Origin of the sequence: Prescottella sp. R16 (genome assembly GCF_030656875.1) — a bacterium.
GTDB lineage: Bacteria > Actinomycetota > Actinomycetes > Mycobacteriales > Mycobacteriaceae > Prescottella.
The window spans coordinates 4,319,778-4,344,078 of the sequence record NZ_CP130943.1 but is presented as its reverse complement, the minus strand read 5'-3'; the positions used below and the strand labels follow the sequence as shown (position 1 = coordinate 4,344,078).

Annotated in this window: 20 protein-coding genes; 12 read left to right on the top strand and 8 right to left on the bottom strand. The window is 68.3% G+C overall.

Features of this window, described 5'->3' with window-relative positions; translation table 11 throughout:
• Positions 1-61 precede the first annotated feature (61 nt).
• The 4 genes from Q5696_RS20290 to Q5696_RS20275 all read right to left on the bottom strand — a co-directional run bounded on the left by Q5696_RS20290 (position 62) and on the right by Q5696_RS20275 (position 6,400).
• On the bottom strand, positions 62-1,582 hold the full coding sequence (locus Q5696_RS20290; RefSeq protein ID WP_305093043.1) for a catalase: 1,521 nt from the start codon (positions 1,580-1,582) through the stop codon (positions 62-64).
• A gap of 147 nt (positions 1,583-1,729) precedes the next feature.
• Positions 1,730-3,922, bottom strand: a complete 2,193-nt coding sequence (locus tag Q5696_RS20285) for an MMPL family transporter (RefSeq protein WP_305093042.1) — start codon at positions 3,920-3,922, stop codon at positions 1,730-1,732.
• Positions 3,923-4,024: 102 nt separating this feature from the next.
• Positions 4,025-4,768 carry an SDR family NAD(P)-dependent oxidoreductase gene (locus Q5696_RS20280; protein WP_305093041.1) on the bottom strand — a complete coding sequence of 248 codons (744 nt, stop codon included), beginning with the start codon at positions 4,766-4,768 and terminating at the stop codon, positions 4,025-4,027.
• Between the two features lie 102 nt (positions 4,769-4,870).
• Entirely contained in the window at positions 4,871-6,400 is a 1,530-nt protein-coding gene (locus Q5696_RS20275) for a bifunctional 3'-5' exonuclease/DNA polymerase (RefSeq protein ID WP_305095387.1), read from the bottom strand.
• A 169-nt stretch (positions 6,401-6,569) separates the two neighbouring features.
• Between Q5696_RS20275 and Q5696_RS20270 the strand changes: the two genes are divergently transcribed.
• Positions 6,570-7,523 carry a DUF808 domain-containing protein gene (locus Q5696_RS20270; protein WP_305093040.1) on the top strand — a complete coding sequence of 318 codons (954 nt, stop codon included), beginning with the start codon at positions 6,570-6,572 and terminating at the stop codon, positions 7,521-7,523.
• Between the two features lie 7 nt (positions 7,524-7,530).
• Here Q5696_RS20270 and Q5696_RS20265 read toward each other — a convergent pair whose 3' ends face one another.
• Positions 7,531-8,376, bottom strand: a complete 846-nt coding sequence (locus tag Q5696_RS20265) for an alpha/beta fold hydrolase (RefSeq protein WP_305095386.1) — start codon at positions 8,374-8,376, stop codon at positions 7,531-7,533.
• A gap of 143 nt (positions 8,377-8,519) precedes the next feature.
• A complete protein-coding gene (locus tag Q5696_RS20260; RefSeq protein WP_305093039.1) occupies positions 8,520-10,469 on the bottom strand; it encodes an acyl-CoA dehydrogenase family protein in 1,950 nt (649 codons plus the stop codon).
• 152 nt (positions 10,470-10,621) lie between these two features.
• Here Q5696_RS20260 and Q5696_RS20255 point away from each other — a divergent pair, with 152 nt between their 5' ends.
• From Q5696_RS20255 to Q5696_RS20235, 5 genes are all read left to right on the top strand, one after another.
• Positions 10,622-12,052, top strand: a complete 1,431-nt coding sequence (locus tag Q5696_RS20255; RefSeq protein ID WP_305093038.1) for a DUF1254 domain-containing protein — start codon at positions 10,622-10,624, stop codon at positions 12,050-12,052.
• A gap of 73 nt (positions 12,053-12,125) precedes the next feature.
• Positions 12,126-13,076 carry a LysR substrate-binding domain-containing protein gene (locus tag Q5696_RS20250; protein ID WP_305093037.1) on the top strand — a complete coding sequence of 317 codons (951 nt, stop codon included), beginning with the start codon at positions 12,126-12,128 and terminating at the stop codon, positions 13,074-13,076.
• A gap of 252 nt (positions 13,077-13,328) precedes the next feature.
• Positions 13,329-14,654: an MFS transporter gene (locus Q5696_RS20245; protein WP_305093036.1), complete on the top strand. Its 1,326-nt coding sequence runs from the start codon at positions 13,329-13,331 to the stop codon at positions 14,652-14,654.
• A 4-nt stretch (positions 14,655-14,658) separates the two neighbouring features.
• A complete protein-coding gene (locus tag Q5696_RS20240) occupies positions 14,659-16,575 on the top strand; it encodes an FAD-dependent monooxygenase (RefSeq protein WP_305093035.1) in 1,917 nt (638 codons plus the stop codon).
• A 57-nt stretch (positions 16,576-16,632) separates the two neighbouring features.
• Positions 16,633-16,755 (top strand): hypothetical protein, encoded by a 123-nt coding sequence (locus Q5696_RS20235; protein ID WP_305093034.1) that lies wholly within the window; start codon positions 16,633-16,635, stop codon positions 16,753-16,755.
• A gap of 17 nt (positions 16,756-16,772) precedes the next feature.
• Here the strand turns inward: Q5696_RS20235 and Q5696_RS20230 are convergent, their stop codons facing one another.
• Positions 16,773-17,624 (bottom strand): MerR family transcriptional regulator, encoded by an 852-nt coding sequence (locus Q5696_RS20230; protein ID WP_305093033.1) that lies wholly within the window; start codon positions 17,622-17,624, stop codon positions 16,773-16,775.
• 110 nt (positions 17,625-17,734) lie between these two features.
• A complete protein-coding gene (locus tag Q5696_RS20225; RefSeq protein WP_305093032.1) occupies positions 17,735-18,400 on the bottom strand; it encodes an IclR family transcriptional regulator in 666 nt (221 codons plus the stop codon).
• Positions 18,401-18,613: 213 nt separating this feature from the next.
• On the opposite strand from Q5696_RS20225, the gene Q5696_RS20220 reads away from it, so the two are divergent.
• The 6 genes from Q5696_RS20220 to Q5696_RS20195 all read left to right on the top strand — a co-directional run bounded on the left by Q5696_RS20220 (position 18,614) and on the right by Q5696_RS20195 (position 24,227).
• Positions 18,614-19,099, top strand: coding sequence for a nuclear transport factor 2 family protein (locus tag Q5696_RS20220; protein ID WP_305093031.1), 486 nt, complete (start codon positions 18,614-18,616; stop codon positions 19,097-19,099).
• Positions 19,100-19,169: 70 nt separating this feature from the next.
• Positions 19,170-20,006 (top strand): SDR family NAD(P)-dependent oxidoreductase, encoded by an 837-nt coding sequence (locus Q5696_RS20215; RefSeq protein WP_305093030.1) that lies wholly within the window; start codon positions 19,170-19,172, stop codon positions 20,004-20,006.
• Entirely contained in the window at positions 19,999-20,796 is a 798-nt protein-coding gene (locus Q5696_RS20210; RefSeq protein ID WP_305093029.1) for an SDR family NAD(P)-dependent oxidoreductase, read from the top strand. The genes Q5696_RS20215 and Q5696_RS20210 overlap by 8 nt, the downstream gene beginning before the upstream one ends.
• Complete coding sequence (locus tag Q5696_RS20205) at positions 20,793-22,262, top strand: FAD-dependent oxidoreductase (RefSeq protein WP_305093028.1); 1,470 nt, start codon at positions 20,793-20,795, stop codon at positions 22,260-22,262. The genes Q5696_RS20210 and Q5696_RS20205 overlap by 4 nt, the downstream gene beginning before the upstream one ends.
• A gap of 42 nt (positions 22,263-22,304) precedes the next feature.
• Complete coding sequence (locus Q5696_RS20200) at positions 22,305-23,672, top strand: MFS transporter (RefSeq protein WP_305093027.1); 1,368 nt, start codon at positions 22,305-22,307, stop codon at positions 23,670-23,672.
• 66 nt (positions 23,673-23,738) lie between these two features.
• Positions 23,739-24,227, top strand: coding sequence for a nuclear transport factor 2 family protein (locus Q5696_RS20195; RefSeq protein WP_305093026.1), 489 nt, complete (start codon positions 23,739-23,741; stop codon positions 24,225-24,227).
• Positions 24,228-24,301 lie beyond the last annotated feature (74 nt).

Genomic DNA, 24,301 nt, shown 5'->3' with positions numbered 1-24,301 from the left:
CCCCGTGACGTGCACTTCCTCCGAGGAAGTTGTCTATCACGGTTCCGGGATCAAACGGACATCATGCCTTCTCTTGCGCCGACTTTCGTGCCGGGTTCTGCTGGCCGGCCGCCTTCGGATCCTTCTCGTCCTTCTTGGCCCGCACTCCCTTCTCGACGCGCTCGCCGAGGTTCGCGTCGACGTTGCGCCAGTAGTCGAACGCCCGCACCAACACCGGCTCGGTCACCCCGTTCAGCAGGTGCCCCACGATGTTCGAGACCAGCCGTTCGCGGGCGGCGTCGTCGAGGACGTCACGCACGAGTGTTCCGGCCTGGCCCCAGTCGTCGTCGTCCTTGCGGAGCGTGTACGCCTGACGCACCATCTCACCGTCGGTGAACCAGCCCGGGGACTCCCCGGACACGTCGACATCGGCGTGCGGTCCGCCCTTCGAGTTCGGCACGTACACCGGGTCGCCCGGATTGTGGTGCCGCATGCGCCCGTCCTTGGTGTACGAGCGGCGCTGGGACGCGTGCGGCGAATTGACCGGTAGCTCCTTGTAATTGGAGCCGATCCGATACCGGTGCGCATCCGGGTACGAGAACCACCGACCCAACAGCATCTTGTCCGGACTCGGTCCGGTGCCCGGCACCGAACTGCTCGGCTCGAACGCGGCCTGCTCGATCTCGCAGTGGTAGTCCGCCGGATTGCGGTCGAGTCGCATCGTGCCCACGTCGATCAACGGGTAGTCGCCGTGCGGCCACACCTTCGTCAGATCGAACGGATTGAACCGATAACTCTTTGCCTCCTCGTACGGCATGATCTGCATCTTCAGCGTCCACGTCGGATAGTCGCCGCCGTCGATGTGCTCCCACAGGTCCCGCGTGTGGTAGTCGGTGTCGATCGCAGCCATCTGGTCGGCCTCGTCCTGCGTGAAGAACTCGATGCCCTGATCGGTGACGAAGTGGTATTTCACCCAGAACCGCTCGCCCTGCGCATTGACCCACATGTAGGTGTGACTCGAGTACCCGTTCATGTGCCGCCAGGTGCGGGGGATGCCGCGATCACCCATCAGCCAGGTCACCTGGTGCGCGGACTCGGGAGACAGCGTCCAGAAATCCCACTGCATGTCGTGATCGCGCAAGTTGTTGTCGGCCCGGCGTTTCTGCGAGCGGATGAAGTCCTGGAACTTCATCGGATCCCGCATGAAGAAGATCGGCGTGTTGTTGCCGACCATGTCGAAGTTGCCCTGCTCGGTGTAGAACTTGAGCGCGAATCCGCGCGGATCCCGCCACGTGTCCGGGCTGCCCCGCTCGCCGGCGACCGTGGAGAAGCGGGCGAGCATCTCCGTCTTCTTCCCGGGCTGGAACAGATCGGCCTTCGTGTAGGCACTCACGTCGTTCGTGACCTCGAACGTGCCGAACGCGCCGCCGCCCTTCGCATGCGGTTGCCGTTCCGGGACCCGTTCCCGATTGAACTGGGCCATCTTCTCGATCAGGTAATAGTCCTGCAGCAGGATCGGCCCGTCCGGCCCCACGGTCAGCGAATGCTGGTCACTGGGCACCGGGATTCCGGCGTCGTCCGTCGTGAAATTCGACATCTGCATCCTTCCCCACGAATCACGTTGCCGTGCAGTAGAGCTGCAAGGAAGGCAGTAGCCCGGAGTGGCGGGCTGCGCCGTCCGTCACCTACCACCCGACCACTTCGGGAGCGATCCGTCAACCACTCCGGGGTGTCGGTGTCCGGTCCTGGCTCAGTCCTTCGCGCGGGCCAGTGCCGACGGCCACCAGATCGCCTTGCCGATGTCGTGGGACAGGGCCGGCACGAGCACGCTGCGCACGACGATCGTGTCGAGCAGGACACCGAACGCGACCGCGAACCCCACCTGCGCGAGGACGACGAGGGGGAGCACCCCGAGCACCGCGAACGTGCCGGCCAGCACGATGCCCGCCGATGTGATCACGCCACCGGTCACGGCGAGACCGCGCAGCACACCGGAGCGGGTGCCGTGCTCGAGCGTCTCCTCCCGTACCCGTGTCATGAGGAAGATGTTGTAGTCGATGCCCAGCGCGACCAGGAACACGAACGCGAACAGTGGGAACGACGGGTCGGCACCCGCGAAATGGAAGACGTGCGTGAAGAAGATCCCGGACACACCGAGGGTCGCCGCGAAACTCAGCACCACCGTCGCGATGAGGATCAGCGGCGTGAGCAGCGCCCGCAACAGGATCGCGAGAACGACGAAGATCACCACCAGCACGATCGGGATGATCAGGTTCCGGTCGTGCACCGACGCGGTCTGCACGTCCAGAGTTGCCGCCGAACTACCACCGACGAGGGCGTCCGCCCCGGGAACCTCGTGCAACGCGTCCCGCAGCCGCTGCACGGTCTGCAATGCTTCCGGCGAATCGTACGAATCGTCAAGGGCCACATTGACAACCGTGCGGCCGTCGATCGGGGCGACGTTCAGGATCGCGGGCGGGCACCCGGGCGGAAGCTCCGGCGTCGTACCGCCGGAATTGCGTAGCAGCCCCTCGACCTTCTCGAGGTCGATCTGCACGCACACCGATCCCGGTCCCTGCCGCACCCCCTCGACACCGCTCGCCGCGGCGATCACCGCATCGACCGCCGCCGCGTTCGTCGTGACGACGGCGGGGGCACCGGCACCGGGATCGAAGTCGGCGTCGTACAGTGCCTGCCCGCGGACGGCGTCGGGTGTGCCGGTGAAGTTCTCCGTCGCGGTCAGCCCGTCGGTCTGCAGGCTGCCGATACCGACTGCGAACAGCGCCGCCAACAGCACCGTCGCCCCGATCCAGGCGGGCCGGTCGCGTCGTCCCACGAATCCGGCGATCCGCCCCCACATCCCGTGCGTGGCAAGGTCCGTCGCACCGTCGACCCGAGGCGTGCGCGGCCAGAACACCCAGCGCCCGACCACCGACAGGACGACCGGCAGGAACGTCATCATCACCACGTACGTGCACGCGATACCGATCGCGGCGACCGGACCGAGACTCTTGTTGGAGTTCAACTCCGAGAAGCTCAGGCACAGCAGACCCAGGATCACGGTGACCGCCGACGCCGTGATCGCCGGCGCCGACTCCCGCCACGCCTTGATCATGGCGTCGAACCGGTTGTCGTGGAAGTGCAGTTCCTCCCGATACCGGGCGATCAGCAGCAGGGCATAGTCCGTGCCCGCGCCGATCACGAGCACGAACAGGATGCCCTGACTCTGCCCGGTGAGCGTGAGCAGTTCGTGGTCGGCGAGCAGATAGATCACCATCGACGACAATCCCAGCGCCAACAACGCCGAGAACAGCGGGAACACCCACAGCACCGGCGAGCGGTACACCACCAGCAGGATCACGATCACGACGAGCAACGCCACGAGCAGCAGCGTGCTGTCGAGCCCCTCGAAGGCGTCGATGAACGCCACCAGCAGGCCGCCCGGTCCCGCCGGCAGCACCTCCACCCCGCCGTCGACGGCCGCACGCGCGGCATCGAGAACGTGCTGTTCGGTGTCGGCGAGCGCGGGCCCGGTCACCGCCGTCCCGTCCTGCTTCGCGATCAACGGCACGAACACCGACGCCGTCGACCCGTCCTGCGAGAACTGGGTGGGCGTCACCGAATCCGTCGCCACCCCGTCGATCGTCGCGATCGTGGTGCGGGCCTGCTCGATCGCCGCCCGGTCGGCATCCGTCAACCCGCCGTCACGATGGAAGACCACCGCCCCCGGCACCGTCTCCACCGACACGAACTTCGCCGACTCGTTCGTCACGATCGTCGACTCCGCCTGCGCCGGAAGGAACGACGCATTGTCGTTCTTCTGCACGTCGGCGAGCTTGCCCTGGAACCCGCCACCGAGCCCACCCAACAGGAACACGACGACCGCGACCGCCACCACCGTGAACACCGGCCACCGCCGACCGGACGATTCCACACGCGTCATCGGGGGCTCCTCGTCGACGGATGCGGCCGAGTACCGACGCCTCTCAGTACAGCACGCACCGCCCGGTCGGGTGCGGCGAACGACCCGACCGGGCGGAAGACGTCAGCGCAGCTTGATGGTGCCGCCGTCGACCATGAGCGTCTGCCCGGTCATGTAGGACGCGTCGGCGCTGGCGAGGAACACCGCGACCCGCCCGATGTCGGATTCCGGGTCGCCGAGTCGGTGCATCGGAGTGCTCGAGAGGAGGATCTCCTCCATGGCGGGATTCGCCTCGATGTACGCCTCGATGCCCTCGGTGAGGGCGAGCGGCGAGATGAGGTTGACGTTGATACCGTCCTTCGCCCACTCGTTCGCGGCGACCCGGCTGATCGCGCGGATCGCTTCCTTCGCGGCCGCGTACGACGTCTGCGTCACCTTGCCTTCGATGCCGGCGCCCGACGCGAAGTTGATGATCGAACCCTGGTTCGTCTTCAACTGCTCGTAGCAGGCCTGCATCAGCCAGAGCGTCGGGTAGAAGCCGGTGCCGAACGACAGGTCCATCATCTCCTGCGTCGTCTCGAGCAGCGGCGCCTGCCGGGACGCGTGCGCGTTGTTGACCAGCACGCTCACCGAGCCGAATGCGTCGACGGCCGCGTCGCGGATCTGCGCGGCGCTCTCCTGCTTCGAGATGTCGGCCTTCAGGAAGCGGACCGCGTCACCGAGCTCGGCCTCGAGCGCGGCACCGGCGTCGTCGTTGATGTCGACGACCAGGACCTTTGCGCCCTCCTTCGTGAACGCGCGCACGATGCCGCGGCCGATACCGCCCGCACCGCCGGTGACGATCGCAACCTTGCCCTCGAGCCTCATGTTCTGTCCTCCGATGTGGTTGTGGTCGTAGTGAATACGACAAGACATCCGTTCGAAATCGACGATACGGATTCAGGAGAGGTCAGGCTCGTGTGGTCCCGGTTACAGAGACTCGGGTTCGGCATAACAGTCCCGAACCCCGATATCCATCGGAAACCGGACGGCCGTCGCGCCGAACAGCAGTCGGGTCGCGGCCTCCGCGGCCGCCAGAACGTGGGCGGTGGCGGCATCGGGGCGCCGAGTGTGGACCACCACCTCGTCGTGCTGGAAGAACACCAACTCCCCGTCCCCGGGAGCGTCGGCGAGGCGTCGACGCAGATCCGCGAGCAGGCACAGTGCCCACTCGGCGGCCGTTGCCTGCACGACGAAATTGCGGGTGAACCGGCCGCGGGCATGGGCGTCCCCGTTCGACCACCACCCCTCCGACGGCGGCGGGCAGGCGCGGCCGAGCCACGAGTGCACCACCTCGCCGCGCTCGCCTGCGCGAGCCGCGTCCTCGACCAGCTGGACAGCGGTGGGAAAGCGCTTGCGCAGCATGGTCAACAGCGCGCGGGCCTCCCCGGCCGTGGCGCCGTAGAGGACACCGAGGATCGCGATCTTGGCCTTGGCGCGGTCGCCGCGGAACACCTCGGCCGCGACGAGGGCGTACAGATCGTCGGTGCCGGCGGCGGCGGTCATCCGCGGATCGCCGGACATCGCTGCGAGGATGCGCGGCTCGAGCTGGCCGGCGTCGGCGGTCACGAAGGTGTGCCCGGGATCGGCGATCACACTCGAGCGCAACGCCTTCGGAATCTGCAGCGCGCCGCCACCGCGGCTGGCCCACCGCCCCGACACCACCGCACCCGGCACGTACACCGGCCGGAACCGGTTGCCGCGCACCCACGCGTCGAGCCACGTCCACCCGTTGGTGCTGTGCAGCTTCGCCAGATCGCGGTACCGCAGCAGCGGCTCCACGGCCGGATGGTCGATCTCCCGCAGCAGGTACTTGCGGGTGGACGCCAGTTCGATGCCCTCGCGTGCGAACGCCGCGACCACCTCGGGCTGCGACGCCGGATTGACCTGACGCCCGAACGCCGCCGACACCTCGTCGGCCACCTCGTGCAGGCGGACGGGCAACATGTCGTCCCGGGTGCGCGGGCCGAGCGCGTCGGCGAGCAGTGCCAGGTGCGCGTCGGTGGAGAACGGCAGCCCGTCGTGGCTCATCTCGGCGGCCGCGAGCCCGCCCGCAGACTCGGCGGCCACCAGCAGGCGCAGCCGCGGATCGTCCGCGATGGCCGCGAGCTGGCGGCGGTGCCGCTCGATCACCACCTCGGGTGCGGTGGACGGGACCGCGTCGAACAGGCTGGGACGGTCGTCGACGGGCATGTCGGGCGCCGAGGTGAACCGTCCGGCCCGCATGTCGAGCAGCGCGCCCGTCAACCGCAGGTCGTGGCTTCTCGCCACACGCACCCCCGCCGCCAGCAGGGGCGGACAGGCACGCGCGCTGTCCTCGAACACCCAGCGGGGATGCTCGGTCGCCTCGATCTCCCGGACCGTCGCCGCGACGTCGGCCGTACGCCGCGGCGCCTCCACCGGGTTGCCGGACTCGTCGGTCCGGATCAGCGTGGCACCGTCGCTGTCGGGCACCAGCATCGTTCTCACGACGTCCAGTGTGCCGGGCGGCACCGACACTGCCCCCGCGGTGCCGGAACGGGCCCCGGCCGAGCCGGTGTGGCTGCCGCTCCCGACACGGCGTTAGGCTGTCCAGCCTCGAGCCCGCGTCGGTCGACCGGCTCAGCGCATCCGAACCCGGGAGGTTCCCTTGGCTGGTGGTCTCGCCGCCCTGCTGGACGACGTGGCAGCGATCGCGAAAGCGGCCGCGGCATCCATCGACGACGTCGGTGCGGCAGCCGGCAAGGCCAGCATCAAGGCGGCCGGCGTGGTCGTGGACGACACCGCCGTGACACCCCGCTACGTGCACGGGTTCTCGCCCAAGCGGGAGCTGCCGATCATCCGCAAGATCGCGGTCGGGTCGATCCGGAACAAGCTCCTGATCATCCTGCCGGTGGCGATGATCCTCAGCCAGTTCCTGCCGCAGGCACTGCCCTATCTGTTGATCGCCGGTGGTCTGTTCCTCTGCTACGAGGGCGCCGAGAAGGTCTACGAGGCGCTGACCGGCGGTCACCACGAGGGCGGGGGCACGACGGCCGCGCAGGACGGCCCCGAGCACGAGAAGACGATGGTCAGCGGTGCGATCCGGACCGACCTGATCCTGTCCGCCGAGATCATGGTGATCGCCCTGTCGTCGGTCGAGGACGAACCGTTCCTCACCCGACTGATGGTGCTCGTCGTCGTCGCGATCCTCATCACCGTCCTGGTGTACGGCGTCGTCGCCCTCATCGTGAAGATGGACGACGTGGGTCTCGCGCTCGCCCAGCGCAAGTCGACCGTCAGTCGGCGGATCGGCCGCGGCCTCGTGGCCGCGATGCCGAAGGTGATGGCGGTGCTCACCGTGGTCGGCATCGCCGCGATGCTGTGGGTGGGTGGCCACATCCTGATCGTCAACGTCGGCGAGGCCGGATTCCACTGGCCGGCCGACCGTCTGCACGACCTCGAGCACTGGTTCGGCGAACTCGTGCACGGCGGCTTCGGCGGCGTTCTGTCCTGGACCGCGGGAACTGTGGCGTCGGCGGTCGTCGGACTGATCCTGGGCGCGATCGTCGTGCTGATCGCGCACCTGATTCCGAAGCGGAAGAAGGACACGACGGCGCACTGAGGCGGTATCACCGCCCCAGCGAGAGCATCGCCGTCGTCACCGCATCGGTGGCCGCATCGGGAATCGCGGTCGCTGCATCTTCCATCACGAGCAGCCGCGCTCCGGGGATCTCCCGCGCGCACGCTTCGCCGTTGCCGACGGGAAAGAACTGGTCGTGCCTGCCGTGCACCACCAGTGTCGGGAGCGTGAGCTCGGGCAGACGTTCGCGCCAGCGTGGCTCGCAGTCGAGCTTGGAGAACACCATTCCCAGCTGGTTCGCCATCTGGATCGCGGGCTGGGTGCTCCGCGTGCGGCCCCAGATGCGTTCGGCGGTCACGCGCGCGGCGGCGGGATCGTCACCGAGGATCTCGGCGCCGGCGGCGGCGAACTCCGCCACGCCGGCACGATCGGACCAGTCCGGCTCCGGACGTGAGAACAGCCGGCCCATCGTTGCCTCGTCATGGTCGGGCAGATCGTCGTCGACCGGTCCTGGAGCGACAGGCCGCGTTCCGACGAGCGTGAGCGCGCCGAACGCGTCCGCATGATCGAGCGCGGCGACCTGGGCGACCATTCCGCCGACACCGATGCCCGCCAGGTGCGCCGGCCTCGAGTCGAGCTCGTGGGCGAGCGCCGCGGCGTCCGACGCCAGATCGCGCAACGTGTAGGCTGGCGACTCGGGATCGACGGTTGTCGACGCCCCGCAATCGCGCAGGTCGTACCGCACGACGTGGTGCCCACCGCGGGCGAGAGCGGCGCACAGGGCGTCGGGCCACGAGAGCATGGTGGTTCCGCCCACGAGTAGAATCAGCGGCGCTGTCGCGTCCCCGAAGTGCTCCACCCCGAGCGTGACGCCGTTGACGTCGATCGTTTCCATCCCCTTTGCCACAGGGATTCTCCCCTCATCCGTCTGTACCGCACGGCCCGTGTCCTGCCGACAACGGGCTCCTACACGGACAGACCCGCCGCGGCGCGGAAAATCATCGGGCCCGACAGACGGGGGAGTGGGCCGAGCGCCCCCTAGGGGGTGGCTCCCTCGGCGGTGGTGGTCGGGAAGCGGCGGGCCATGTTCTCCTCCGCCGACGGACCGGGTGCCCACGACGCGATCCACGGGCCCGTGCCCTCGCTGCGGTCGAACACTCCGGCCTCGAGCCATGCGTACTCGCCGGCCAGGGCGCTGCGTGCGATCCGGTGATCGACGTCGTCGGTGTTGTCCCACAGAGCGGCGAACGAACGGTCGATCCGCATCCGGGACTGCAGGCAGAAGGCGTCGGCGAGTTCGACCGCCGACGCGCCCCGCTCGTGGTCGTCGGAGTTCGCCTCCATATCGGCCCGCACGCACGCCGCCGACATCGCGAACAGTTCCGCCCCGATGTCGACGATGCGCCCGAGGAACGCCTGATGCTTCTCCAGTCCCGCCTGCCAGCGGGCCATACCGTAGAACGTGGACCGGGCCAGCTTGCGGGCATTGCGTTCGATGAACCGGAAATGTGGTGCCAAGCTGCCGAATTCGCCGTACGACGCCGGTAGCTGCCCCTTCCCGGACACCAGGTGCGGCAGCCACTTGGCGTAGAAACCGCTCGCCCCGACCGCGGCCCTCGCCTTGTGCTGCAGGTCGGCCTTCGGGTCGGCCAGATCGCCGGCCGCCGTCAGGTGCGCGTCGACGGCCTCGCGAGCGATGAGCAGCCGCATGATCTCGCTCGATCCCTCGAAGATCCGGTTGATCCGCAGATCCCGGACCAACTGTTCGACCGGCACCGCCCGCTCCCCACGGGCCGCGAGCGAATCCGCGGTCTCGTAGCCTCGGCCACCCCGGATCTGGACGAGTTCGTCGGCGATCAGGCACCCCATCTCGCTCGACCACAGCTTCGCGAGCGCCGCCTCGATCCGGATGTCGTTCCGGCCCTCGTCGGCCATCCGGCCCGCCAGCTCCACCACCGCCTCGAGCGCGAACGTGGTGGCCGCGACGAACGCGATCTTCGCTTCCACCGCACCGTGCTCGCCGACCGGGCGTCCCCACTGCACCCGCTCGGCCGACCACTCCCGCGCGATCTTCAGCGACCACTTGCCGGCCGCCGCGCACATTGCGGGAATCGCCAACCGTCCTGCATTCAGCGTGGTCAGCGCGATCTTCAGGCCGTCGCCCTCACGCCCGATCAGGTTCTCGGCCGGCACCCGCACCCGATGCAGGCGGGTGACCCCGTTCTCGATGCCCCGCAACCCCATGAACGCGTTGCGGCGCTCGACGGTGATGCCCGGCGAATCCGCCTCGACGACGAACGCGCTGATGCCCCCACCGCGGCGGACGTCCGGCACCCGCGCCATCACCACCAGCAGTTCGGCGACCACCCCGTTGGTGGTCCACAACTTGACGCCGTCGAGCAGATACGCCGACCCGTCCTCGGTGGGTGTGGCCGTCGACGCCAGCCGCGCCGGATCGGAGCCGACGTCCGGCTCCGTCAACAGAAACGCCGAGATCGCCCCTTTCGCGCAGCGCGGCAGGAACTTTCGCTTCTGCTCCTCGGTGCCCGCCAGCTTCAACGGCTCCGGCACCCCGATCGACTGGTGCGCCGACAACAGCGCGCCCAGGCTCGGATGCACCGACGACACCACCATGAGCGCCCGGTTGTACGCCACCTGCGACAGGCCCAGCCCGCCGTACTCGGTGGGCACCTTCAACCCGAAACAGCCCAACTCCGCCAGGCCCGTCACGTACTCGTCGGGGATCCGGGCGTCCCGCTCGATCACCGCGCCGTCCAGTCCCCGGCAGAACCGGTCGAGCTCGGCCACGAACGCATCCGTCCGCGCCGCCTCGTCGGCATCCGGCACCGGGAACGGGTGCACCAGCTCGAGCGGGAATCTGCCGAGGAACAACTCCTTCGCGAACGAGGGCTTGTCCCATCCGCCTTCCCGCGCCTCCTCGGCGACCGCGCGGGCCTGTTCTTCCGTCACCGGTGTCGGCGTAACCATGGTCCGCCTCCTCGAAGAGAGACCTACCGGTGAGTATTCCCCTCGGGCCGCGTCCGCGAAAGGGATCACCCCGCGCGGGTGAGGAGTCGGGAACCGTCCGTACCTAGCGTCGGCGGGGGAGGCAGTCCGGTTCGCGTCGACGGGAGACCCAGGTGAACGACTCGAGTAACGACCTCGCGCAGGCCCTCGAGGGGATAGGCATGCCGGACAGTGTCCGGACGCCGATCGGGACCTTCGAGTTCTTCGACGGGGTGCCCGTACCCGAGACGACGAAAAAGTTGTACGACGGACTCGACTTCCTGCGCGGCATCGAGGTGTTCCTCAACGCCGTCCCCGGGGCCTCGCTCGTCGCGATGCGGCGCGGATTCCGCAGCATCGGCATCGACGGACCGGGCACGATCGCGTACACCGATCCGCGTGCCAACTCCGGCAGCTACTTCCTGACCCCGAACACCGAGACCACCTACGCCACCATGTTTCTCGATCTGCGCGACGGCCCGGTAGTGGTCGAACCGCCTGTCGAGTCGCTGTGCGTCGTGGACGACTTCTGGTTCCGGTACGTCGCGGACATGGGCATCGCGGGACCGGACCGGGGCAAGGGCGGTAAGTATCTGTTCCTTCCGCCCGGCTACGACGGCGACGAGCCCGACGGCTACTTCGTCCACCGCACGCCCACCTTCACCAACTGGGCGGTCTTCCGTGCGCTCGGCGGGGTCGACGCGATCCGACAGACCCGCGTCTACCGCCTCGCCGATGCTGCGGACCCACCCGAGATGTCGTTCGTCGACATCACCGACAAGAAGTTCAACACCGTGCACGCGAACGACTTCTCCTTCTTCGAGGAGATCGACGAACTGGTCCAGGAGGAGCCCGCCGAGTCGCTCGATCCCGAACGTGCCGGCCAGCTCGCGGCGATCGGCATCCGCCACGGGAAACCCTTCGCTCCCGACGACCGACTGCGCGGCATCCTCGACACCGCCGCCCGAACCGCTGCCGGGATCAGCCGGGCACTCGTCTACTTCCCGCGAGACCCCGACGCCTTCCTGCACGACGGCTCCTCGTGGAAGCAGGCGTTCGTCGGCGGCAGCTACGAGTTCCTGCACGACCGTGCCCGCCTGCTCGACGCCCGCACCCAGTTCCACTACTTCGCCACCGTGATCACCCCGGCGATGGCGCACGCCCAGGTGGGCGCCGGATCGGCGTACGCCTACACCGCGGAGGACGGCCAGGGGACGATCCTCGACGGCGGCAGGACGTACCGGCTGACGCTGCCACCGAACCCGCCCGCGAAGAACTTCTGGTCGGTCGACGTCTACGACACCCAGACACGATCGCTGCTGCAGACCGACAACCCCTACCCGAGCCTGATGAGCCTGGGCGGCACCGTCGTCCCGGAGGACGACGGATCGTTCGTGCTGTGGTTCGGCCCGACACCGCCGGCCGGGCGGGAGGCGAACTGGATCCGCACCGTCCCGAACAAGAGCTGGTTCCCGATACTTCGGCTGTACGGCCCCCTCGAACCGTGGTTCGACGGGACGTGGGTGCCGAGCGAACTCGTCGCGGTCGATCCGGGCCGGGGCTGACCGCGCCCGGACGCACGTTCCCTCCGGTCCCGCCCGTGCGGTGGGGTGCGAGAATCGGTGCCCGGAGGTAACCATGGTCAGCTCGGCAAGACCCCCGGCGTACACGATGCGTCAGCTGTTCGTTTTCGTCGCGGTCGCCGAGACCGGCACCATCCGGGCCGCGGCCGAGCGGTTGCACGTCTCGCAGTCCGCGGTGTCGCTCGCGATCACCGAACTCGAACGCGGACTCAAATCGCAGTTGTGTGTGCGGCGGCGTGCGCACGGCGTCCAGCTGACGCCGACGGGCGAGCGGGTTCTGATCCGCGCGCGGGCGCTGCTCGAGCAGGCCGGCGATCTGGCGTCCGAGGCGTCCGGCGCGGAGGGCGTGCTCACCGGTCCGCTCGCGATCGGCTGTTATTCGTCGCTCGGTCCGACGCTGCTGCCCCGGTTGCTGTACGAGTTCAACCAGCTGCATCCGAAGGTTACGGTCGACTTCGTCGAGGACACCCAGGACCGGCTCGAGCAGCGGCTGATGTCCGGTGAGCTGGATCTCGCGATCGTCTACGACCTCGATCTGTCGCCCGAGCTGCGACGCGCCCGCATGGGTACCCGGCAGCCCGCGATCCTGCTGCCCGCCGACCACCGTCTCGCCGATGCGCCGGTCGTCGAACTCGCCGAACTCGCCGACGAACCGATGGTGCTGCTCGACGCCCCGCCCAGTTCCTTCCATGCCCTGCAGATGTGCAGCCGCGCCGGATTCACGCCGCACGTACGGTTCCGTCCCAAGAACTTCGAGACCGCCCGCGCCCTCGTCGGCCGCGGCTTCGGCTGGACGCTGCTGATCCAGCGGCCGCACCTCGACGTCACGTACGAGGGACTCGGCGTCGTCGTCCGACCGGAGGTGGAGCCGCCGGTGCCGGAGGTCGACGTCCTTCTCGCGTGGTCGCAGGACGCGCTCCTCAGCCGGACCGCGCGCGCGTTCGTCGACTTCGCGGTCGACGGTGACAACCCAGGGACTGCCGCAGGGGATGCCACGGCCCACTGAGACGGCGTGGGTGTAACCGTTCTCACACGGGACAATCGGTCCGGAACAGGGGAGGATCCGAGGCGGCGAGTCCGCTGCCCGGGCGTGTACCGACCCTGAGTGGCAAACCTCGGAATTTCTGCGTATTCACCCCGATTTCTTGCGCTTTTCACGCGATGTGATGCAGGTCAAAATGGCCTGCAGGCCGCTTCGTCGGCATGCGTGTAGGTGGTTTCGTCCCTGCGCGCCTCCAGAGTTGAAAGGCACCGAACCATGACGGCAACCATGGCTGCGGCTCCGCCGCAGGAGCTGCACCGCAAGGCCCGCAGGGCCGCGCTGGGCAGCTTCGCCGGTACCGCGATCGAGTGGTACGACTTCTTCATCTACGGCACGGCTGCCGCTCTCGTTCTCGGTCACCAGTTCTTCCCGAACTCCTCGGACCTCGCCGGCACCCTGGCGGCGTTCGCGACCCTCGCGGTCGGTTTCATCGCGCGGCCCATCGGCGGCGTCGTCATGGGCCACTTCGGTGACCTCGTCGGCCGCAAGTCGATGCTCGTCATCTCGCTGCTGCTCATGGGCTTCGCGACCGTCGGCATCGGTGTACTCCCCAACTACGACGCGATCGGCGTGTTCGCCCCGATCCTGCTGGTGACGCTGCGCTTCGTCCAGGGCCTCGGCGTGGGCGGCGAATGGGGCGGCGCGGTGCTCGTCGCCACCGAGAACGCCCCCGAGGGCCGCAAGGGCCTCTACGGCGCCGCACCGCAGATCGGTGTCCCGGCGGGTGTCCTCGTCGCGAACCTCGTGTATCTGCCGCTGACCGCGTTCATGAGCGACGAGGCGTTCAAGTCCTGGGGCTGGCGCATCCCGTTCCTGTTCAGTGCCGTCCTCGTCCTGGTCGCGATGTGGATCCGTCTCGGCCTCGAGGAGAGCAGCGAGTTCCAGGAGACCAAGAACCAGCAGCAGCCCGAGAAGCTGCCGATCGTCGAGGTCCTCACCAAGCACTGGAAGACGGTCCTGCTGGCCGGTGGCACGTTCATCGCCACCAACGGCATCGCCTACGCGTACATGGTCTACGTCCTCAAGTACGGCGAGACCGAACTCGGCTTCAGCAAGACCACGATGCTGTTCCTGCTGATCGGGTCGTGCCCGTTCTGGATGGCCGGTATGGCGCTGGGCGCGTGGAAGTCCGACACCCTGGGCCGGCGCACCGTGTACGTGCGCAGCTCGATCGCGCTCGTGATCGCCGCCGCCGTGTTCTTCCCGCTCATGGACACCGCGGTGCTGCCCGTCATGGCTGCCGCGATGATCGCCCTCGGTTTCGTCCTCGGCTGCTGCGCCGGCCCGCAGTCCGCGCTGTTCGCGGAGCTGTTCCCGCCGGCGATCCGCTACTCGGGTGCCTCCCTCGGCTACCAGGTCGGCGCCATCCTCGGTGGCGGTCTCGCCCCGATCATCGCCACCGCGCTGTACGCGAGCTTCGAGTCGTCGCTCGCGATCACCGGCTACTTCGTGCTGATCGCCCTGATCAGCCTCGCCAGCATCCTCGTGCTGAAGGTTCCCGGTACCACGTCTCCCCGTCCGATCGAGCAGGAAGCGGTGTAGATCAGTGTCGACCTACTACCAGCCCAAGAAGTACGCGGCGTCGGTCTTCGAGTCGATGACGCCCGCCGACGAGGTCCTTCCGGTCGTCATCGTCGGCGCCGGCCCCGTCGGCATGGCCGTCGCACTCGGCCTCGCGCAGCGCGGTATCCCCGTCACGATCCTCGAGGCCGCCGACCAGGTGTCGTTCGGCAGCCGCGCGATCTGCATCTCCCGCCACAGCCTCGAGGCCGCCGCGCGCCTCGGCTTCGGTGCCGAGCTCGAGAAGATCGTGCTGCCGTGGGTCGGTGGCCGAAGCTTCTACCGCGACCAGCAGGTGCTGCACTTCCAGATGCGTAACGCCGACCACGACGTGCGCCCGCCCATGATCAACGTCTCCCAGTCGGAGTTCGAGCAGATCATGGTCGACACGATCGAGAAGAACCCGCTCATCACGCTGCACTGGTCCGCGAGCATCGCGGGCGTGCTGCGCGCCGACGACGAGGTCACCCTCGAGGTCGACTGCGCCGACGGCAAGCGCCACCTGCGGGCCCGCTGGGTCGTGGCCGCCGACGGTGGCCGCAGCCGCATGCGCGAGCTCGCCGGACTCCGGATGCAGGGCAACAACTACGACGGCCGCTACGTCATCGCCGACATCCACTGGGAATCCGAGCTGCCGGCCGAGCGCATGGTCTGGTTCGATCCGCCGAGCAACCCCGGCTCGACGATCATCATGCACAAGCAGCCCAAGAACATCTGGCGCATCGACTACCAGCTCGACCCGTCCGAGGACGCCGAGATCGAGACCCAGGAAGACCGCATCCGGGCCCGCATCACCAAGCATCTCGAATGGCTACAGAACGACCTGCCCTGGACGCTCGAGTGGCACGGCTTCTACAGCGCCCGCGCCCTTGCGCTGCCCGACTTCACGCACGGCCGCCTGCTGTTCGCCGGCGACGCGGCCCACCTGGTCCCGATCTTCGGTGTCCGCGGCCTGAACTCGGGCATGGAGGACGCCGAGACCCTGGCGTGGCAGCTGGCCGCCGTCATCCACGGCAACGCGAGTCCCGACCTGCTGCAGGCGTACTCGGTGGAGCGTCACGACGCGTGGCAACAGAACGTCGCCAACGCCGGCAAGAGCACGCTCATCATGTCGCCCGGCAGCCACGGCTACCTGACCACCCGCGACGCGATCCTCGCGCTGTCGGTGACCCGCCCCGAGTTCAGCCACCTCATCAACCCGCGCCAGTCCAGCGCCACCAACGCGCGGATCTCCCCGCTCACGTGGCCCACGCCGGCCGACGCCGAGGGCATCGCCGCGGGCGACCCGGTCGAGGACCGCCGTGTGGTGACCGCCGACGGCACCGAGACGTCGCTCGACACATTGCGCGGCAACGGTTTCGCGGTCCTCGGCGTGAACGTCGATGCCGCCGCCCTCGCCGCCGCGAGCGCGACCCTCGCCGGTGCGCTGGCTCCGGAGTCGGTGCGCGCCATCCTGGTCGGCAGCGACACCTCGGACGCGTCCGTCGCGGTGGTTCCCGACGCCGACGGCGGTGTCGCGTCCGCACTCGGCGCGCGGGACGGCGAGGTGTTCGTGATCCGCCCCGACGGTGTGCTGCTGTGCCGCATCGACGGCGTCGGACGCATCGACGACGTCGCGCGCCACCTCTCGCTGGGCGACGCGCCCACCGGTGCCAGCGCCGTCGTCGACAGCGGACCGGCCATCGACCCGGCCGAGCTGCGCCGCGAGAACGTGTGGATGGGCCTGTCCGACGCCCTCGACCAGGTCGACGAGAACGACCGTGAGGGTTTCCTCGCGCGCCTCGCACTCGTACTCGGATCACAGGTGGGACAGCGCGAGTTCGAGGAGGCCATCGCGGCCGCCACCGACCCGACGCTCACCGTCCCGGCCGACCGGGACGCGGACGCCACCATCGGTGGCTGAGCAGGTCTCCGAGTCCAGCGCCGCCCGGCAGCAGCCGGCGGCGCTGGAGTCGTCTTCGTGGCCGTCGCGTTCGTCGCCACCCATATCGGCGGTTGGTCGATGAGCCCGCTGGTGTCGAGCGCGGCCGCGGTCGTGTGCCTGGCGGCCGGTGTCGCGTTGCGGACCAGAATTTCTCGCTGACCCGCAACGCTCCGCCGTCAGCCGAGTCGGACGACCGGGACGGTTACCGACGTCACGGCCTCCGACTCGGGCACCTGGCTGGGGTCGGTGAGATAGACGTTGAAGTGGTGGGTCGAGACATCGTCGTCGGTACGAGCGATCCGTAGACCGTTGTCACCGATGAAGGCCGCGATCCGCTCGTGTGCCTGCGGGATCACCTCGGCGAACGGGCCCGTCACGGTTGCGCGCACCGCGCGGCGAGCCGGGAAGTGCAGCGCGAGGAGCGGGGCTCGGACCTCGATGCCGTCCTCGATTTCCACGAACACCGATTCGTCGACGTCGGATTCCCGGAATTCGTCGTCGTGTTCGATGCAGCCGCCCGGACCGGCCATCGCGATCTTCTGCCGCTGAAGCTCGGGCATGAAACGCCCCCACAGCTGCCCTTCGGCGGCGTAGTCCGGTACCGTCCCGCGCAGCGCCACCAGCGTCTGCGCGGGGATGTCGATCAATTGAACGTCGATGTCGGACATGGTGTTCTCCATTTCGGCTTGGTCGAGCATGTGCTCGATGAGGGTCAGCCGATGCCGGGCCGAGGCGGCCTCGTCCACGAGTGCCTGGCGCTGCGATCGCAGCGCAGCGTCGTACGCGGGGGTGCCGAACACGGCGAGCAGGGCTCCGATGGCGGACACGCCGAACCCGACGTCACGCAGCTGCCGAATGCGGCGGGCATCACCCAGTTGCTCCGGCGAATACCAGCGATATCCGCTGGCACCATCGACCGCGGCGGGAACCAGCACACCGCTTGCGTCGTAGTGCCGCAGCATCCGCACGCTGATCCTGCTCAACGAGGAAAAGCGGCCGATGGACATCAGCTTCGAGGGGTCGGTCACGGAAGTGAGTCTGCAGTCTCACACGGTGTCAGAGTCAAGCGACACAGCGTTGGCCGGACAGAAGCGGGTCAGGATTCCCTCCGGCCCGCTTCTGACCCGCAACACCCGCGTCAGCGCAGCAGTAGCGCCCCCAACCGCCGGGCCGCGGCCATGACCGCCTCGCCCAGCTTCTGCTCCTCGGACGAGTCGAACACCGAGACACCGATGCTCACCAGGTCGGCGGGCCGGCGGTTCGGCAATGTGGCCGAGATGCCCGTGACCGAATGAGTCACCTCCCCCGAGGTCACCGCGAAGCCGCGCTCGCGGGCTCGAGTGACCTCGGGGCGTTCGCCCTCCCGCGGCGGCAGTGCCGCCAGCATCGCCAACCCCGCCGACCCGCGGTCGATCGGATCGACCTGACCGGGATGGAAACCCACATGGGCACGGGAGTTCCGGGGCTCGATCACCATCAGGGCGCGCACGGCGTCCTCGCCCTCCCGTACTGCGAGGTGGGCCGTCGCGTGCGCCGTGTCCGCGAGTTCCTCGAGGATCGGCCCGGCGAGTTCGCGCAGATCCTGCTCCACCGCGCCGGCGAGGGTGACGAGTCCCGCCCCGAGCAGGATGCGCTTGCTCTCGGTGCGTCGGGACAGCCGGTGCGCCTCCAACGTGCGTACCAGTCGGTCCGCGACCGTCCGGTGCACACTGATGCCTTCCGCGATCTCGGTGGTCGTCAGCCCGTGCTTGTGTCGGGCCAGTAACTCGAGGATCTCGAGTCCGTTGTGCAAAGTCTTCGACATCCTCGAATCGACCTGTACGCCAACAACTTTCCTGGAACCTTCGTTCATCTGCTCATCGATACCAGCAGAGGGCATGACTCACTCCCTTGACGCGTGTGAGGTGGGACACCTACGCTTCTCGTTAATCGCACAACGCGTTCGATTATCGCACGTATGGCGAGGTGGTGCAATCCCGAGCGGGACTGCACCGGTGTCGTCCCGAGGAGTTCCTTCATGACCCGTACCGAGAGCCACGCCGGCATCGATGCAACCGACTTCGTGGAGATCCACCAGCTCTACGGCCGGCAGAGCCACCTCGTCGACGAGGGGCACGCAGCCGAGTGGGCGGCCACTTTCACGGCCGGCGGCGAATTCCACTCGCCCAGCTACCCGGCCCCCGTCGTGGGAACCGCCGCGCTCACCGAGTTCGCCGACGGGTTCTTCGCGAACGCGTCCGTCGCGGGCGAGGTGCACCGGCACGTGCTCACCAATATCGCCGTCGAAAGAGTCGGCGGCGACGAGAACGGCGGTGGCGACGAGAACGGCGGTGGCGACGAGTTCGAGGTCCGCGCCTACCTGCAGATCGTCGCGACCCGGATCGGCGGCGATTCCCGCCTCGTGCGGTTCACCACCGTCACCGACCGAGTGGTGCGAGAGGGCGGCCGGTGGCTCATCGCGCACCGCGCCGTCCGCCGGGACGATCAGGCCCCGCAGTCCTGACACCTCGGGGCTCGGTGGGTGAACAACCCGAATCTTTTGCAGAACATTGTTTTTGGAGGAAAACCCGATCATGACCGAAACCGTCGACACCCAGAACCCCGGCCGCACCGACGCGTCCCAGATGACCGCGCTGTACCCGGAGATGGCCGGCAAGGTCGCCGTCGTCACCGGTGCCGCCCGGGGCATGGGCGCCGCCTTCACTGCCGGTCTCGCCGCCCGCGGCGTCGACGTCGTCGGTGCCGACATCAACGAAGAGCAGATGACGGCCACCGCCGACGAGATCAACGCCGCACTCGCTGCGCACTCGCTTGCCGAGACCCCTGGACGCGTGGTCGGTGCCCGCATCGACGTCACCGAGGCAGACGAGCACGAGGCTCTCGCGCAGACCGCGCTGAAGGAGTTCGGCCGCATCGACTTCTGGATCAACAACGCGGGTATCTTCCCGTTCGCGCTGGTCGAGGAGATCACGCCCGAGCAGATCGCGGCAACCCTCGACGTCAACGTCGAAGGAGTGCTGTTCGGTGCCCAGGCCGCGGCCCGGCACATGGCGCCCGGCAGCGCGATCGTGAACATGTCGTCGGTGTCGGCGTTGCGCATCCGCCGCGGCCGCGGCGCGTACTGCACGTCCAAGGCGGCCGTCGCACATCTCACCGAGTCGCTCGCGGTCGAACTGGGCGACAAGGGTATTCGCGTCAACGCCATCGCCCCCGGCTACATCGACACCGAGATGACCCGGTGGGTCCAAGAGGACCCGGCCGCGCTCGCGCACGCCCTCGATGTGGTGCCGCTGCACCGCCTCGGCTCGCCCGAGGAGGTCTTCGGGCCGCTGCTGTTCCTGCTCTCGGACAGCGCCCGCTACGTCACCGGCCACGCCATCGCCGTCGACGGTGGTTCGCGCCATGTCTGATTCGAAGTCCGAAGTGATCGGCTACCCGAACGTCGTCCTCGTCACCGGCGCCGCCGGCGGCATGGGTGCCAACCACGCCAAGGCGCTCGCCGCGCAGGGCGTGCACGTGTGCGTCGCCGACATCGCGGACACCTCCGCGGTCACGGCCGAGATCGCGGCCGCCGGTGGCAGCGCGTCGGCGCACGAACTCGACGTCGCCGACTCCGCGGCATGGGCTCGTGTGATCGACGAGATTCGTTCCACCAAGGGCGAACTCGGCGGTCTGGTCAACAACGCCGGCATCAGCCGCCGCCGCGAGTTCATGGACACCCCGGACGACGTCTGGGAACTGACCCTGCGCATCAATCTGTTCGGCCCGTTCTACGGGATGAAGGCCGCCGCACCGCTGATGCGGGAGAGCGGCGGCGGATCGATCGTGAACATCTCGTCGATCTCCGGCCAGATCGGGTACTTCTCGGCGGCGTACGCGGCGAGCAAGTGGGGACTGACCGGGCTGTCGAAGTCGGCGGCCGGACAGTTCGCGTCCTGGGGCATCCGGGTGAACTCCGTGCACCCCGGACTGGTGGGCACCGCTCTCGTCGGGGGAGCGGACGCCTTCGTCGAGGCTTCACTGGCGAGCATTCCCGCAGCACGCATGGGCACCGTCGACGAGATCACCGATGCGGTCCTGTTCCTGCTGTCCGACCGGTCGACGTACATGAACGGCAGCGAGATGACGGTGGACGGCGGCCTGGTGTCCAACGGGCTCTACCACCGCATCCTCGCCGAAACGGGAGGAGTTCTCTCATGAGTGAAGACAACTGGGACGTCGTCGTGATCGGCGGCGGCGGAGCCGGACTCGCGGCCGCGGTGTCCGCGGCCGAGCAGGGCGCATCCGTGCTGCTGTTCGAGTCGCAGACCGAACTGGGCGGCTCGACGCAACTGTCGGCGGGCCTGTTCACCGCCGCCGGCACCAGCGTCCAGCGCGGTCTCGGCATCGAGGACACCGCCGAGAAGTTCTTCCAGCACTACATGGACCTCAACCACTGGATGCTCAACCCGGGCCTGATCCGCGCGTTCTGCGAAAACGCCGGACCCACCCTCGAATGGCTCATCGACCTGGGCGTCGAGATCCCGGCCCGCGAGTCGGCCAACGCCCACATGCCGGGCCTGGCCCAGGCCGGTGTCGAGGACGTGTGGCGCGGTCACGTCCCCAAGGACCAGGGTTACGGCCTGGTCCAGGTACTCGACCGGGCCCGCCGCGACCGCGGCGTCGAGGTGGTCCTGAACACCCGCGTGCAGTCGTTGCTCGTCGAGGACGACCGCGTCGTGGGCGTCGTCGCCGACGACATCGAGGTTCGGGCGTCGGCGGTGGTGATCGCCAGCGGCGGGTTCGCGCAGAACAAGGAGTTGGTCGACCGCCTCTATCCGGATGCGAACAAGGGCGGAGACTCGCTGTTCGTCGTGGCCGCCGAGGGTAGTCAGGGCGACCACCTGGCCTTCGGGGAACAGGTGGACGCGTCCGTCGCCGGCGAGGGCTGGGGCCTGATGCTGCCGACGGTGTACTTCCAGCGCTACCACCACTGGCAGTCCGGCTTCCCGCCCAAGTCGCGGATCTACATCAACGGAGAGGGTCGGCGGTTCATGGACGAGGACGCGTCGTACGCGGTCTCCACCGGGATCATCGACGCCCAACCGGGCGGTGCCTGGATCGTTTTCGACGAGAAGGCGCGGACGGAACTCCCGGCGGGATACGCCGATTGGGCCCCCGAACGAGTGCTCGACGAGGCCGACTCCGGGCGGACGCTCCGCGCGGACTCGCTCACCGAACTCGCTCGGGCGATGAATGTTCCCGCCGATGCCCTCGAGGCGGCCGTCGCACGTTGGAACGCCCAGCTTCCCCACGGCGCCGACGACGACTTCCTGCGCCACCGCACCCTCGCCAACAAGGGCTCCACCACGGACCCGGATCCGATCGCGCAGGGACCGTACTACGCGGCGCGACTGCTGCCCGCCGAACTCGTGTGCACCCACGCGGGCGTCGAGATCGACGGCAACGCATCCGTTCTGGACCGGACCGGCCGTCCGGTCGACGGACTCTACGCGGCCGGTGAGGCCGGAGCCGGAATCCTCGGCCTCCGCTACGTGGGCGGCGGCAACGCCGTCGCGAACGCCCTCACGATGGGCCGGATCGCCGGTACGAATGCCGCGCTGGCCGCGCGTGCCGAGCCTGCTGCACCCCACCCCGCCCCGTCCGTGCTTCCTGCCGGGGCCTGACACCGAACACTGTGCGCGCCATACTTTTACAAAGGAAACATCATGACCATGAACGATGCTGCAGCACCCGCAGTTCGTAGCACCGAACCCGTTCGAGGACCGGATCCCGTGCAGTCCGAGAAGAACGTGCCGACCGAGAAGAAGCAGTCGTCCGTCAAGGTGGTGCGGGCGGCCATCGTCGGCACCGTCGTCGAATACTACGACTTCGGTATCTACGGCTACATGGCGACGATCATCGCGTCGCTGTTCTTCGTCTCGGAGAGCGACACCGCCGCACTGCTCGGCACGTTCGCGACGTTCGCGGTCGCGTTCTTCCTGCGGGTGCCCGGTGGCATCTTCTTCGGCCACATCGGCGACAAGTACGGCCGCAAGAACGCTCTGTCCTGGACGATTCTGTTGATGGTCGTCGCGACGGCGGCGATGGGCATGATGCCCACCTACGTGACGCTCGGTGTGTGGGCGACAGCGATCCTGGTGCTCGCCCGCTGCCTGCAGGGCTTCGCGGCCGGCGGCGAGTTGGGTGGTGCCAACGCGTTCGTGTCGGAGTCTGCCCCGGCCAAATGGCGCGCCTTCCAGACCTCGATGGTCAACTCCGGTACCTACCTCGGTTCGCTCGTCGCGTCGCTCACCGCACTCGCCCTGACGTCGGTGTTCACACACGACCAGATCATGTCGTGGGCGTGGCGCATCCCGTTCCTGTTGTCCGTCGTCATCGGTGTGGTCGGCATCTGGATCCGTAACCACATGGAGGACACCCCGCAGTTCAAGGAGCTCGAGGACAAGGGCGAGACCGCGAAGGTGCCCGTCAAGGAGCTGCTGACCACCTCGGGCTCGTCTCTCGTGAAGATCATCTTCCTGGGTGCACTCATCACCGGCGGCTACTACATCGCCTCGGTGTACGCGGCCACGTACCTGCAGAAGGCCGGCGGGCAGTCGTCCACCGTCGCGTTCCTGTCCACGTCGCTGGCCCTGGTCCTCGGTGTCGTCACGCTGCCGATCGCCGGCTACCTGGCGGACAAGTACGGCCGCAAGCCCGTCCTGTTCACCGGCACCGTCGCCGCCGTCGTCCTGGGCGTCCCGATGTTCATGCTCATGGCGGGCGGCAGCATCTGGCAGGCGATCGTCGGCCAGTCCGTCCTGTTCATCGCGGTGTCGGTGGTCAACGGTGCGTCCTACGTGACGTACGTCGAGATGCTCAAGGCGTCGGTCCGCTACAGCGGCCTGGCCCTGGGCAACAACATCACCAACATGGCGCTCGGCGGCACGGCCCCGTTCATCGCGACGTGGCTGATCGACGTCACCGGCAACAACCTGGCGCCGGCGTTCTACTTCGTGTTCTGTGCGCTGCTCACCCTCGGTGCGATCTTCTTCGTCACGGAGACCAAGGGCATCGAGCTCCGCGTCGACTGATCCGGCCCCGTCGGGCCCTGCCGGTGGCGACACCGGCAGGGCCCGTTCGTCACGAGAGGAGAGCGCGTGTCGCTCATCGACAAGCAGGAGATCACCGAGGTCCTCTACCGCTACGCGCGGGCAGTGGACCGCAAGGACTTCGATCGCGTCGCCGACTGCTACTTCCCCGACGCGATCGACAACCACGGCGGCTACATCGGCACCGTGGCGGGGCTCGTCGAGGACATGAAGAGCCGGCACGCCACCATCGATTCGTCGTTGCACTACGTCACCAACGTGCTCATCGACCTCGACGGCGACACGGCGAACGTCGAGTCGTACTGCCTGTGCTACCTGCGGCAGGCGCCCGCCGTTCCGGGTGGCCCCCAGTCCCGGGCCACCGTCAAGTGCCGCTACGTCGACCGGTTCGAGCGGCGTGACGGGCAGTGGCGCATCGCGGACCGCATCGTCGTGTTCGACGAATCCGTGACCGACGAGATCGTCGACACCCTGCCCCCCTCCTGGGTCCGGTCCCGTCGCTCCTTCGAGGACCCTGTCTTCACCGGGAAGCCCTGACCGCTTTCCGTCCGTTTCCGTGGGGCGACGGCATGCACGATGCCCCCGACGGCCGCGATCCTCCGCGCCGACGC

Coding starts and splice junctions, on each gene's coding strand:
- Q5696_RS20290 (WP_305093043.1), bottom strand. CDS start 1,582: ATGCAGATGTCGAATTTCACGACGGACGACGCCGGAATCCCGGTGCCC.
- Q5696_RS20285 (WP_305093042.1), bottom strand. CDS start 3,922: ATGACGCGTGTGGAATCGTCCGGTCGGCGGTGGCCGGTGTTCACGGTG.
- Q5696_RS20280 (WP_305093041.1), bottom strand. CDS start 4,768: ATGAGGCTCGAGGGCAAGGTTGCGATCGTCACCGGCGGTGCGGGCGGT.
- Q5696_RS20275 (WP_305095387.1), bottom strand. CDS start 6,400: ATGCTGGTGCCCGACAGCGACGGTGCCACGCTGATCCGGACCGACGAG.
- Q5696_RS20265 (WP_305095386.1), bottom strand. CDS start 8,376: ATGGAAACGATCGACGTCAACGGCGTCACGCTCGGGGTGGAGCACTTC.
- Q5696_RS20260 (WP_305093039.1), bottom strand. CDS start 10,469: ATGGTTACGCCGACACCGGTGACGGAAGAACAGGCCCGCGCGGTCGCC.
- Q5696_RS20250 (WP_305093037.1), top strand. CDS start 12,126: ATGGTCAGCTCGGCAAGACCCCCGGCGTACACGATGCGTCAGCTGTTC.
- Q5696_RS20245 (WP_305093036.1), top strand. CDS start 13,329: ATGACGGCAACCATGGCTGCGGCTCCGCCGCAGGAGCTGCACCGCAAG.
- Q5696_RS20225 (WP_305093032.1), bottom strand. CDS start 18,400: ATGTCGAAGACTTTGCACAACGGACTCGAGATCCTCGAGTTACTGGCC.
- Q5696_RS20220 (WP_305093031.1), top strand. CDS start 18,614: ATGACCCGTACCGAGAGCCACGCCGGCATCGATGCAACCGACTTCGTG.
- Q5696_RS20215 (WP_305093030.1), top strand. CDS start 19,170: ATGACCGAAACCGTCGACACCCAGAACCCCGGCCGCACCGACGCGTCC.
- Q5696_RS20210 (WP_305093029.1), top strand. CDS start 19,999: ATGTCTGATTCGAAGTCCGAAGTGATCGGCTACCCGAACGTCGTCCTC.
- Q5696_RS20205 (WP_305093028.1), top strand. CDS start 20,793: ATGAGTGAAGACAACTGGGACGTCGTCGTGATCGGCGGCGGCGGAGCC.
- Q5696_RS20200 (WP_305093027.1), top strand. CDS start 22,305: ATGACCATGAACGATGCTGCAGCACCCGCAGTTCGTAGCACCGAACCC.